The following is a 12,098-nucleotide window of genomic DNA, read 5'->3' on the forward strand; positions in this document are numbered from 1 at the left end:
TGATGTAGCCGCCAATGAAGAAACATCTGTCCGTGAGGCGACTTTGACGTTTACCTCAGAAGACGGTAGCATCACCCGTACCGTTACGGTGACGCAGGCAGGAAAAGAACTTTACTTGAACGTGACACCTCTACGTATAGATGCTTCGGCAGAAGGAGGAACGTATCCGTTGACTATCAGTACTAATGCCGGTGAACCGAATGTAAACCTGAATGGCAATGCTTGGATGAGCCTGCAAAACGGCAATATTGTCATTGCAGCCAATGCAGACCGTGCCGAAAGGAAAGGCAACATCACCGTTACGGCTGGAGAATTGAGCCGGACCATTGAAGTGGTTCAGGCTGGCAAGCAACCATCTACCGCTGGTGGACAGATAGAAGACTTTACCGAGAATGAAGAAAATTGGTAAGAATATAAAAAAGAATCGTTATGAAATATACATATATAACCCTTTGCTTAAGTTTGCTCTTGCTTTCTTTGGCAGGATGCAAACAAGATGAGATGCAATCGTTGCGCCAATCGGATACCCGGTTGACATCGGTAAAAGCCACTACTTCGGCGGCTGTGAAAAGCCGTACCCAATTGTCGGGCAATGCTGTGATATGGGAACAATCGGACGCAATCGGTATTTTCAGTAATACAACTGCCGAAGCCGTGCGTTATGATTTGACGGAAATACAAGGCGATGAGGCCCGTTTCGAAAGCGAAACGAGTGTGAGTGGGGAAGAGTTTTATGCTTTTTATCCTTATAGTGCGCAGAGTGCTGTAGACGGTACCAAGATTTCTTATCGCTTGACCGATGGGCAAGATTATCGTGCAGGAAGTTTCGATACAGGCGATTGCCCGATGGTAGCGAAAAGCACGAACAGTGATTTCCGTTTCTTGCAGACCTGCGGCATCATCCGTTTGCGTCTCACCGGAACCATGGCTGTTTCTGCTATCCGGCTTCAGGGAAATAACGGGGAAGCGTTAGCTGGGGACGGAACCATTGATGTAGCTTCCGATGCTCCTGTGTTTACCATCGATGGAAACGGGGATAAACAGACCACGATACAGTTGCGCACTTCTGCCAATGTGCAGTTGTCCGAATTGAGTGTAACGGAGTTTTATTTTGTCGTAGCTCCTCAAACCTTGACGCAAGGCATTACAGTGGATATAACCGGAACGATAAACGGTAAGGAGCAGACCATTCGTAAGCAGACTCAAAAGTCGATAACCGTAACTCGTTCCGTCATTTCCAGCTTTGCGGCAGTAGATACCGATGCGGAACTGGAACCGGAAGGACCAACAGACCGTGATATTCTCATTGCGCTGTATGATGCAACTAATGGGGACAACTGGACGAACAATACCAACTGGTGTACGGATGCTCCTTTGTCGGAATGGTATGGAGTGACATTGGATTACAGCCAAGAGAGAGTACAGTATATCCATTTGTATTATAACAATCTGGTGGGTAGCATTCCGGAAGAAATAGGCAATCTGACCGAACTGTATACATTGGATTTGAGTGGCAATACGCTGACGGGAGAAGTACCTGAAACGTTAAGCAGGCTGACCAAGTTGCAAACGGTGGATTTCTCATACAATATGTTGGGAGGAGATGTGCCGGAAGCTGTTACCGCTACCGATTGGTGGCAAATAAACGGGTATAGATGTATCGAGCAAAACGAACCGGGAGGCTTTACTTTCGAAACGATAAATCTTCGTATACCTGATTTCACAGCAACAGATAATCGGGGTAATACTATTCGTACCATTGACATCGTATCCAGTCATAAAGTTACCTTATATTATATATGGGCTACGTGGTGTGGGTATAGTAAAGCGTTTCATCCGGTGATGTCGGAGTTGTATCAACGTTATAAGAACCATTCGTTAGAAATTATTGGCGTTTGTGATGACGGTATGGATAATCCTACAGAGGCAAATAATTATATCGAAAGTAATAATATGGAATGGTCCACGTTGATGGAAAACCCGGAAGGCGGCATTCCTTACACAGGATTCCCTACGGTTATCGCTTTCGATGAAACGGGTAAGATGATTTTCCATGGCAGTTTTACCTCTCGTGATGAGTTGCCGGAATTCTTGAAAGGCATATTGGGAGAGGGTGAAGCGCCCTACGAATCTACCGATTATTCGGCAGATGGGAAAGTGCATACATTGCAAACTGCTACAGAAGGAAATGGCATCAATGTTGTATTGATGGGTGATGGCTTCTCCGATAGGCAAATAGCGGACGGTACGTATGAAGATTTAATGAGACAAGGTATGGAGTCGTTCTTTATGTTTGAACCATTTGTGTCATTTAGGAATTATTTCAATCTGTATTATGTAGATGTTGTTTCAAAGAATGAAGGACTTATGGAAGGTCATGAGACGGCTTTGTCATGTTATTTGGGTGAAGGTACACATATAGGTGGAGATAATGACAAATGTATGACGTATGCAGCTCGGTGTGATAATTTTACTTCGGAAGAGATGAATGAAATGTTGATAATTGTTTTAGTAAATTCAACTGAACATCATGGGACAGCTCATATAAGTGGAAGTTCTGCTTATTTAGGTGATTATGGGAGAGGATCGGCTGTAACTTATTCGACATTAGAGACACCCCAAAAAGTTCGGATTGGAACTGTTATACATGAAGCAGCTGGTCATGGTTTTGCTAAATTAGCAGATGAATATGTTTATGATACACCTGAATATGCACGTATTCCTGATACCGAGATTACGAGAGTTTCAGGATGGCAGAAAGATTTTGGATGGTATACGAATATAGATTTTACAAATAATCCTTCAACTGTTTTATGGAATAAATTTATTTCGGATAATAGATACCAAAATGAAAATATCGGTGTATTTGAAGGAGGTTATTGTTATAGAACAGGTGTTTGGCGCCCTACCGAAGAAAGTGTGATGAGGACAAGTTATAATTATCCATATGATTTCAATGCTCCCTCTCGTGCAGCCATTTACAACCGTATTCACAAGTTGGCATACGGAGAAAGTTGGACTTTCGATTACGAAGAATTTGTAAATTGGGATTTGTCAAGAAGCCGTACTGTTTCGCGTGCTGTTGTTGCTCCTGTATCTACACAAATAGAACAGACTGCTCCTCCAGTAACTTATAATCGTCGTTGGGAAAACGGCAGATTTGTGTATGAATAAAAAGTAGATGCACTATAAATAAGAAGACGCACAACGATGTTTGGGTTGTGCGTCTTCTTGTTTGCGGTTATATTGATTGTGTAAAGATGTCCTTTATTTACCTAATAATTCTCTAAGCTCCTTGTCGAAATCCGAATCAATGGGCTGTGTGCGGTTAAAAATGTCGTATTCGTTTTCTGCCTTTTCCTTTGCTTGGGCGGCAGATACACGTCCTTTATCCGGCAATATCTGATAATCATTGAAGGTCAGGAATTTGTCTACGCTGGCGGCAAACTGCTCCATCGTGAACGTGTTTTGACGTTCAATCAAGTTTTCTATGTAATCGAAATAAGAAGTTACCGTGCGTTCCAATTGCCGGATTTGCTTCTCGTCCAGATAGTTCTTCGCTACGGATACATCCGATTTGAGTATTCGCCCATTGGGAGAATTTTTCCATGTTGTAAGTCCCATGTGTTCTTTCGTGTGGTCTGCTTTTGAGTAGATGATTTCAGCAGCCGTTTGTCCGGTAATGGCATAATGAAAGCGGTTTTGCATCGTGGCGTAAAACTCTTTTGTTGTGGGAGAATTGCGGTCATAGTCGGTACTGCATTCGGCATAGATATCCGTAATTTGTTGCCAAATGCGCCGTTCGCTTGCCCGGATAGAGCGTATCCTTTCAAGCAACTCGCGGAAATAATCCTTGCCAAACACAGCCGTTCCTTGCTTCAACCTATCATCATCCAATACGAAGCCTTTGCGGATATACTCGTTGAGTATCTTTGTAGCCCATTGGCGGAAACGGGTCGCTTTCATTGAATTGACACGGTAGCCAACTGCAATAATAGCATCAAGCGAATAAAACGTTGTTGAGTAATTCTTGTTGTCTGTGGCAGTTGTTTCCATTTTGGAAATAACTGAATCTATCTGAAGCTCTCCTTCCTCAAAGATATTTTTCAGATGCTTGCTGATAGCAGGCACTCCAACTCCAAAAAGTTGTGCCATAGCCTTTTGGGTGCACCATATCGTTTCGTCCTTGATAATGACCTGCACCTTGCCCTCTTCATCGGGCATATTATAAAGTAAGAATTGTATTTCTGCCGCCATGAGTCTTATTCTTTTAATGTCATTGAATTTCGGCTATCAAGTTACTTCATTATTTTTTGCGGACTCATTTCAGCTCCAATGTAGAATTGCCTTTGCGTTCCGCCTGCAATAATTTGCGTTCCGTGCGGCGGTCTAAGGTTTCCTCGAATGTTGCTCCTTGGCGGAGGTCTTTAAAGGCATCGCTGGGTGTCCAGTGAACCCGCAGCTCTTTGATGTGCTCGTCCGGACGGAAACTGTCCATGCTTTCTGCGCCTTCGCAATCCAGTGTGACATAAAATTCGCCAAGCTCGTCCAATTCTACGCGATAGCCTTCTTTCAGCAGGTTTGCCGTAGCTTGTGCCAGCATATTGGCTATGGCAAGGAAATCGCCTACGCTATATGCGCAACCATGTTGTTTGATGTACTTTGCTACCTCTTCCAGCGACATTTTCTTTATACTCTGCGCCGAAGCGAAAGCCCGCTTCGGAAGTTCCGGATTACCCGGTTTGCCACGCATTACTAAGCTGTATTTTATCATAATCAGTTTGATTTAATGTTCAACGTATCTGTCTCTCCGCAAGGGACATATCTGCGATGCTTGCACGATTAGTAATCGTATGGCTGTACAATTACTAATCGTCTGTTTGTGCGATTACTAATCGTACCGGCAACGCAGCTATATTGACTATGCGGTGCAGCTATGTGCCTGCCGTTTCCCTGTTGCTTGCGTCAACCGCCGTAAAGATATAAAAAAACCGGTACTCCATGTAGAGTATCGGTTTTTTATGTAAGGAAACAATCGAATCCGAATTATAAGTTTGTACGTTTTTCCTGGATTCTGGCTTTCTTACCGGTAAGTTTGCGCAAGTAGTACAATTTAGCACGACGCACTTTACCAATCTTGTTGACAGTAATGCTGTCGATAGCCGGAGACTCCAAGGGGAAAATACGTTCTACACCTACTGTACCAGACATTTTACGTACGGTGAAGCGTTTCTTTTCGCCGTGTCCACAGATTTTGATAACTACACCACGATACATCTGAATACGTTCCTTGTTACCTTCGACGATACGGTATGCTACTGTAACCGTGTCACCTGCTTTGAATGAAGGATGCTGTTTGCCAGTAGCAAATGCTTCTTCTGCAATTTTAATTAAATCCATCTTGTTTTTTGAAATTAAATTGTTTATCGTACCCAACGCAACATACCAAGTAACTCTTCTTGACAGCGATTGCGCGGAAGCGGTGCAAAGTAAGTGATTTTTTGCGACATGGCAAAGCCTTTTCGCTTTATTTTGAAGGAAAATTTGGGCATCGTCGGCTTTTTTTCTAACTTTGACTGGAAATAAACAGACAATCAATATGAAAAAAAGATTATGTTATGGCATGTATGTGGTAGCCCTAGCTTTAACGGCATGTAGTTCAGGCTATTCGCTGGTGTCGGTAGAAGGAGAAAGGGTACCTGTGACAAAAGCATACGATGTGGAGCAAGATATGAAAGCGTGGCGTATGTTGCAGCCTTACCAGGAGGGTGTGGATAGCATCATGAAGCCGGTAATCGGCCATGCGGCACGGAAGTTGGAAGTTTACCGTCCCGAATCGCCTTTGTCGAATCTGTTAGCAGACGTGTTGCGTACGGCGGCGGAAGTTAAAACCGGTATGCCGGCAGATGTGGGCGTGATGAACATGGGAGGCATACGCAGTCTGCTGAATGAAGGGGAGGTAACGGTTGCATCGGTTTATGAAATCACTCCGTTCGAAAACCATTTGGTGGTAGTGACATTGAAAGGGAAAGACTTGCAGGAACTGTTCAGGCAGATGGCTGGGGTACATGGAGAAGGACTAAGTGGAGCAAGGCTTGTCATATCGGAATCGGGCAATCTGTTGAGTGCGAAAGTCGGTGGAAAGGACATTGACCCGGAAAAGGACTATCAGGTAGCTACCATTGACTATCTGGCCGAAGGGAATGATCACTTGTCAGCCTTTAAAGAAGCTGTGGGTAAGCTTGAACCGGAAAATGCTGTTTTGCGGGATTTGTTCATCGATTATGTAAAAAATATGGAAGCTTTGGGCAAGTGTGTTGATGCGAAGGTGGAAGGGCGGATTGTTGAACAATAATACAGATTAAGCAATGAAAAAATTGTGTCTTATTTCTTTATGGGTATGTTTGCTTGTGGTTACAGCAGCAGCCCAGTCAACCAAGGAGATTTATTTATTTCATACCAATGACATGCATAGTCGTATTGAGCCTTTTCCTGAAAATTACCAGGATACCTTGCTGGCAGGGAAAGCCGGTATGGTGCGACGTGCTACTTTTATCAGCCAGCAGCGTGAAATCCATCCTGATTTGTTGCTTTTCGATTGTGGGGATTTCTCGCAAGGTACACCTTATTATAATATATATAAGGGAGAAGTGGAAATCAGCATGATGAACGAGATGCGTTATGATGCTGGTACTATCGGGAACCATGAGTTCGATTTCGGTTTGGAGAATATGGCGCGTTTGTTCAGGTTGGCAGAGTTTCCCATTGTATGTGCCAATTATGATGTGACGGGTACGGTGCTGGAAGGTTTGGTGAAAGAGTATGTTGTGTTGCATCGGGATGGTATTAAGATTGGAGTGTTCGGGTTGGGCGCGCAACTGGAAGGTTTGGTGGCAAAAGCATCGTATGGTGATGTGAAGTTTGAGGATCCTGTCTCTGAAGCACAACGGATTGCTGACCTGCTGAAAATGCAGGAGAAGTGTGATTTGGTGATTTGTCTTTCTCATTTGGGTTGGAAAGGAGAGCCTTATTCGGATGTGGAACTGATAGAGAATACGTGCAATATCGATGTAGTATTGGGCGGACATTCGCATTCTTATTTTGAGAAACCTGAATATTATAAGAATCTGGATGGCGTGGAAGTGCCTTTGCAACAAATGGGAAAGCATGCCGCTTTTATAGGAAAAATGGTGTTGACTTTGCAAAAGAACTGAGATGAGAAAGGCGGTCGTTTTATATATATGCTTGTTGTTGTCTGTCTGGGTAGAGGCTCACACGATGCCTTCGGTATTGAGCCAGGTGAAAGATACGGCAGCGTGCCGCAGATGGGTGGAAAGCCGGTTGTCGGAGATGACATTGAAACAGAAAATCGGACAGCTGTTTATCCATACGGTAGATCCTGTTACAGCTCCGCGCAACAAAGCCCAGATACGGAAAGCGATTGAGGAATATGGATTAGGTGGATTGTTGTTTGCCAAGGGGCGGATAGACCAGCAGGTGCAATTGACTAACTTGGCACAGCAATGGAGCCGGATCCCTTTGCTGATTACTTTTGATGGTGAATGGGGATTGGCTATGCGTCTGAAAGATACGCCTGAATTTCCCAAAAACCGGATATTGGGATGTGTTCAGGATGATTCGTTGATTTATCGTTATGGGAGAGAGGTGGCACGTCAGTTGCGTGAAATAGGGGTGCAGGTTAATTTCGCTCCTGTGGCGGATGTGGATAATAATCCGGGAAATCCAGTCATCAATACCCGTTCTTTCGGGAGTAACCCCAAAGAAGTGGCACGGAAAGTTATTGCTTATGCACGCGGTTTGGAAGATGGAGGTGTGTTGGCTGTCTGCAAGCATTTTCCCGGACATGGTGATACGGATGTCGATTCGCATAAGGCATTGCCAGTGCTTCCTTTTGACCGTGCCCGTATGGATTCTATTGAGTTGTATCCATTTCGTAGGGCGATAGATGCGGGAGTAAGTGGTATGATGGTCGGGCATCTGCAAGTTCCTGAATTGGAGGAGAAGCCGGCTTCTATTTCTTCCGATATTATAACCACTATGTTGCAGGATGAGTTTCATTTCTCCGGACTAGTCTTTACCGATGCGCTCGAAATGCGAGGTATCCGTCAGGCGGACGATGTGTGTGCACAGGCACTTTTGGCCGGAAACGATTTGTTGTTGGCTCCACGTAATTTAAAGCGGGAAATGACTGGAGTAATGAATGCTATAAAGAAAGGCCTGCTTACCGAAGAGGTGATTACCGAGAAATGCCGGAAGGTACTTACCTTTAAATATGCATTGGGTCTAAGTCAGCGCCCGGTGGTGGATGAAAAAGATTTGAAGTCTCGTATACGCATTCCTGAAACAGACAGCTTGCTGCTGGCATTGGATAAAGCAGCTGTTACAGTACTGAAGGACTCGTTGGAAATGCTTCCGTTGGAATTGGCTTTGTCAGGTAATGTCTTGTTGAGCATTTCTCCTTCGATAGTCGATTCTTATCCTTTTTACAACGGATTGCAGGAATCGATAACAATCAATTGGGTACATGCACGTGTGGATTCGTTGCAGTCCATTCGTAAGCGGCTTCGCACGGCACAGCAGGTTATCGTGGCATTGCATCAGAAAGATTATGAATCTTATGTGCCGTTTCTTCAGGAATTGGCAGCCGATAAACCACTGGTGGTCGTTTCTTTTGTTCCTCAGGAGGATTTGAAGACTATGCTTCCTGTCTTGCAGCATGCTTCGGCCGTTGTTCAGGCACATGTCGGAACAGAAGCAGTTCAACGTTATGTAGCAAAGGTCATGACAGGCAGAGACAAGGTGACAGGACGTTTGTCGGTAGGTATTCCCGGCTGGTGTCAAGCAGGTGTAGGCATAACAATAGACCCTGATTGCCCCTATTTGTATACACCTGAAGATTTTGGTATGGATTCGCGTATATTGGCACGTATTGATACAATAGCCCAGGAAGGGATTGATGCGCAGGCTTATCCCGGATGTCATGTGCTGATATTGAAGGATGGATATCCTGTCTATAATAAATGCTTCGGAACATTTACCTACGATGGTTCGCGCAAGGTGAAAGAAAATGATTTATATGATTTGGCTTCTTTGAGTAAAGTGACCGGTACATTGTTGGCTGTAATGAAATTGTATGACGAAGGTAAATTCGGGTTGACCGATCGGGTGAGCCAGTATTTGCCAATGTTGGAAGATACACGGAAATCGCGTATTACTGTTCAGGATTTGTTGTTTCACGAATCTGGTTTGCCTGCTTACTGGGCTTTCTATAAGGAAGCTATTGATTCGAAGTCATGTAAAGGAGGTTTGTTTCGTAAAAAGTATGACCGGTATCACACGTTGCAAGTAGATGAAAACCTGTATGCCTGTACCGGGTTCGTTTATAAAAAAGAATGGGTTTCTTCCGTACGCACAGGGAAGTATGTGTTGCCTTTGTCCGACAGCTTGTATTTGAATGCTGATTTTCGGAAAGAGATAAACCGGCAATTGGCAGATATACCTTTGAAAGGACATTCTTACCGGTATAGTTGTTTGAACTTTATGTTGCTGAAAGAGTTAGTGGAATCTGTTGCAGGCGTTGCATTGGATGTGTATTTGGATAGTGTATTCTATAAGCCGATGGGTTTGGTGCATACGGCATACAATCCTTTGCATCGGTTTGATAAATCGCAGATTGTGCCTACTGCGGCTGAAGACTTTTTGCGTAGAACAGAACTGCAAGGGTATGTAAATGATGAGATTGCAGCTTTCATGGGAGGAGTTTCAGGTAATGCCGGACTTTTTTCGACGGCACATGATGTAGGAGCTGTCTTTCAAATGCTGTTGGATCGGGGAGTGTATGGAGGGCATCGTTACCTGAGTAGGGCTACATGCGACTTATTCATTACCTTACAGTCGGAAGAGAGCAGGAGAGGACTGGGGTTCGACAAACCTGATACCGGGCATCCAGAGCATAGCCCGTGTGCGGCTGAAGCTCCGCAAGGGGTTTTTGGGCATACAGGCTTTACTGGTACTTGTGCTTGGGCAGATCCGGAAAACGATTTGGTCTTTGTTTTCTTGAGCAACCGCACTTATCCGCGTGCATTCAATCATAAGAATCTGACTAAGCTGAATATACGTACACGTATGCAACAAGCAATGTATCAGTCTATAAAGCGGTGATTCTATTTAGACTATGTACAAATTAATCAAATATTGCTATGTAGACGTTACAACTTCACATAAAAAAGTTACCTTTGCATTATCAAATTAGTACTAATAATAACTTTTAACTTTTACAACAATGGCTTACGTAATTAGTGACGATTGTATCGCTTGCGGTACTTGTATCGATGAATGCCCGGTTGGCGCAATCTCTGAAGGTGACAAATATTCTATCAACCCGGATATGTGTACAGAATGCGGTACTTGCGCAGATGTATGTCCTTCTGAAGCAATCCACCAAGGATAATCGATAAATCGTCGGTTTTAAAATTTATAGAGGATGTTCTCTTTTTGGAGTGCATCCTCTTTTGTATTTGGGTCAGGCTTCAAACATCCGGCTTCTCGATAATAGACATGAGCCTATGATACCTGCCTGGCTTTTCAGTTTTGACAAAATGATTTCTGAATCGCGGCTCATCAGGCTAAGTGTGTATTTTCGTACGGTGGTAATGATGGGCTGTAACAGAAATTCGCCTGCATTCGACATTTCCCCTCCAATGATAACTGTATCAGGATTGAAAATATTGATAAGGTTACCGATATGCACCCCCAGTTGTTGTCCGATTTCTTCTACCAGTTCAATGGCAAGTAAGTCTTCTTTGCCTATGGCATTGAATATATCATCCAAGGTAATGTCTTCGATGGACTTTTCAGACAGGACAATCGAAGTCTCGCCTGCTTTCAGGTGTTCGATGAATTTGCGGTAGAGAGCCGAACAGGAATTTTCAGTTTCCAGGCATCCCTTTTTGCCGCAATGGCAGATAATCTGGTTGTCATACCCATAGGTGTGGCCGAATTCGCCCGAGAACCCAGACTTGCCTTTGTATAATTTCCCGTCTATCAGAATACCCATGCCCAGCCCCCAGTCTATATTGATAAAAAGAGCATTGCGCGAACCTTTTAGAGCTCCTTTGATATATTCGCCATACAACATGGCGCGGCTATCGTTCTCGATAGAAACTTCGATGTGTATACGTTCTGTCAATATTTCTGCTAAAGGGCGTTCGCCGAAGTTGAAGAAACTGTGACTGTATCCCAGTTCTGGATTCACCCGTCCGCACAGAGCTACATTGATGTGTATAATCCGCTCTTTACTGATGCTGAGTCCATCGATAAAGGTTTCAATGTGTCGGCAGATTTTGTCAATGCATGCCATTGTGTCTTGCCGTTCGATATGGATACCCATTTGTAGTTTCAGTAAATCACCTTTGAAGTTGATGAGACCGATATGCAGGCTGTTCCACGTTATGGATACGCCGATAAAATAGGCCGAATCAGGGTTTAGTCCATAAAGAATTGGATGTCTTCCACCGCTCGTTTCCAATTTCCCATATTCATCAATGTAGCCTTGTTCATGCATTTCGTCTATTACTTTTGTTACAGTAGGAATGCTTAAGTCCATGTCTTTGGCTAGGTCGGTAATGGTCGAATTTTCATTATATATTAAATAGGTAATGATATGCTTTTTCATAATAGCACTTTTCGAACCTTTTTGGATGTCTGCTAATAGCTGTTCTTTCATAAGCGGTGTTTTTAAAAATGGAAGGCCGGTTAATTAAAAATTTAAAAAACAATCGATAATTACTTTGTATAATGATTGTTTTATTCATAATTCCCAATATCTTTGCAGTGATTTAACATGCAAAGTGGATTCTTGTTACAAATATATTAATTAAATCTGGAAAAACTATGAGAGTTATTATCGAATCTGATTATCGGTCTCTTTCTGAATGGGCTGCCAACTATGTGGCAAAACGGATAAACGAGTTCCAGCCATCTTCCGAACGTCCTTTTGTATTGGGCTTGCCTACGGGCTCTTCCCCATTGGGCATGTATAAGGCGCTGATTGAACTGAACCGAGAGGGAAAGGTGTC

10 protein-coding genes and 1 pseudogene are annotated in these 12,098 nt (G+C 43.6%); 7 read left to right on the forward strand and 4 right to left on the reverse strand.

From position 1 onward, the window contains the following. Positions 1 to 409, forward strand: a 409-nt coding sequence (locus B5F78_RS14305; RefSeq protein WP_140400172.1) for a BACON domain-containing protein, incomplete at its 5' end; no start/stop codon positions are given. 20 nt (positions 410 to 429) lie between these two features. Then, positions 430 to 3,174 (forward strand): M64 family metallopeptidase, encoded by a 2,745-nt coding sequence (locus tag B5F78_RS14310; protein WP_087407038.1) that lies wholly within the window; start codon positions 430 to 432, stop codon positions 3,172 to 3,174. A gap of 93 nt (positions 3,175 to 3,267) precedes the next feature. Here the strand turns inward: B5F78_RS14310 and B5F78_RS14315 are convergent, their stop codons facing one another. The 3 genes from B5F78_RS14315 to rplS all read right to left on the reverse strand — a co-directional run bounded on the left by B5F78_RS14315 (position 3,268) and on the right by rplS (position 5,400). Beyond that, complete coding sequence (locus B5F78_RS14315; RefSeq protein WP_087407039.1) at positions 3,268 to 4,257, reverse strand: virulence RhuM family protein; 990 nt, start codon at positions 4,255 to 4,257, stop codon at positions 3,268 to 3,270. 64 nt (positions 4,258 to 4,321) lie between these two features. Continuing rightward, positions 4,322 to 4,774: a hypothetical protein gene (locus B5F78_RS14320; protein WP_087407040.1), complete on the reverse strand. Its 453-nt coding sequence runs from the start codon at positions 4,772 to 4,774 to the stop codon at positions 4,322 to 4,324. Positions 4,775 to 5,046: 272 nt separating this feature from the next. Beyond that, the gene (gene rplS, locus B5F78_RS14325) at positions 5,047 to 5,400 is read right to left on the reverse strand and encodes a 50S ribosomal protein L19 (protein WP_022040246.1); all 354 of its coding nucleotides are present in this window, start codon (positions 5,398 to 5,400) and stop codon (positions 5,047 to 5,049) included. A 199-nt stretch (positions 5,401 to 5,599) separates the two neighbouring features. Here rplS and B5F78_RS14330 point away from each other — a divergent pair, with 199 nt between their 5' ends. The 4 genes from B5F78_RS14330 (at position 5,600) to B5F78_RS14345 (ending at position 10,471) form a co-directional block, all read left to right on the forward strand. Next, entirely contained in the window at positions 5,600 to 6,355 is a 756-nt protein-coding gene (locus B5F78_RS14330) for a 5'-nucleotidase C-terminal domain-containing protein (protein ID WP_087213377.1), read from the forward strand. 13 nt (positions 6,356 to 6,368) lie between these two features. Further along, the gene (locus B5F78_RS14335) at positions 6,369 to 7,214 is read left to right on the forward strand and encodes a bifunctional metallophosphatase/5'-nucleotidase (RefSeq protein WP_022040244.1); all 846 of its coding nucleotides are present in this window, start codon (positions 6,369 to 6,371) and stop codon (positions 7,212 to 7,214) included. Position 7,215: 1 nt separating this feature from the next. Continuing rightward, positions 7,216 to 10,182: a glycoside hydrolase family 3 N-terminal domain-containing protein gene (locus B5F78_RS14340; protein WP_087213237.1), complete on the forward strand. Its 2,967-nt coding sequence runs from the start codon at positions 7,216 to 7,218 to the stop codon at positions 10,180 to 10,182. A gap of 121 nt (positions 10,183 to 10,303) precedes the next feature. Continuing rightward, on the forward strand, positions 10,304 to 10,471 hold the full coding sequence (locus B5F78_RS14345; RefSeq protein ID WP_013618916.1) for a DUF362 domain-containing protein: 168 nt from the start codon (positions 10,304 to 10,306) through the stop codon (positions 10,469 to 10,471). Positions 10,472 to 10,543: 72 nt separating this feature from the next. On the opposite strand, the gene B5F78_RS14350 is transcribed toward B5F78_RS14345, so the two are convergent. Beyond that, entirely contained in the window at positions 10,544 to 11,746 is a 1,203-nt protein-coding gene (locus B5F78_RS14350) for an ROK family transcriptional regulator (protein ID WP_022040241.1), read from the reverse strand. A 167-nt stretch (positions 11,747 to 11,913) separates the two neighbouring features. On the opposite strand from B5F78_RS14350, the pseudogene nagB reads away from it, so the two are divergent. Continuing rightward, positions 11,914 to 12,098 (forward strand): annotated as a pseudogene (gene nagB, locus B5F78_RS14355) (glucosamine-6-phosphate deaminase); the annotation flags it as partial.

This window comes from Bacteroides sp. An279 (genome assembly GCF_002159615.1).
GTDB lineage: Bacteria > Bacteroidota > Bacteroidia > Bacteroidales > Bacteroidaceae > Phocaeicola > Phocaeicola intestinalis.

What these genes read in the sequence shown, in the direction of transcription:
- B5F78_RS14350 (WP_022040241.1), bottom strand. Translation starts at nt 11,746, where the DNA reads ATGAAAGAACAGCTATTAGCAGACATCCAAAAAGGTTCGAAAAGTGCT.
- B5F78_RS14330 (WP_087213377.1), top strand. Translation starts at nt 5,600, where the DNA reads ATGAAAAAAAGATTATGTTATGGCATGTATGTGGTAGCCCTAGCTTTA.
- B5F78_RS14310 (WP_087407038.1), top strand. Translation starts at nt 430, where the DNA reads ATGAAATATACATATATAACCCTTTGCTTAAGTTTGCTCTTGCTTTCT.
- B5F78_RS14335 (WP_022040244.1), top strand. Translation starts at nt 6,369, where the DNA reads ATGAAAAAATTGTGTCTTATTTCTTTATGGGTATGTTTGCTTGTGGTT.
- rplS (WP_022040246.1), bottom strand. Translation starts at nt 5,400, where the DNA reads ATGGATTTAATTAAAATTGCAGAAGAAGCATTTGCTACTGGCAAACAG.
- B5F78_RS14340 (WP_087213237.1), top strand. Translation starts at nt 7,216, where the DNA reads ATGAGAAAGGCGGTCGTTTTATATATATGCTTGTTGTTGTCTGTCTGG.
- B5F78_RS14315 (WP_087407039.1), bottom strand. Translation starts at nt 4,257, where the DNA reads ATGGCGGCAGAAATACAATTCTTACTTTATAATATGCCCGATGAAGAG.
- B5F78_RS14345 (WP_013618916.1), top strand. Translation starts at nt 10,304, where the DNA reads ATGGCTTACGTAATTAGTGACGATTGTATCGCTTGCGGTACTTGTATC.
- B5F78_RS14320 (WP_087407040.1), bottom strand. Translation starts at nt 4,774, where the DNA reads ATGATAAAATACAGCTTAGTAATGCGTGGCAAACCGGGTAATCCGGAA.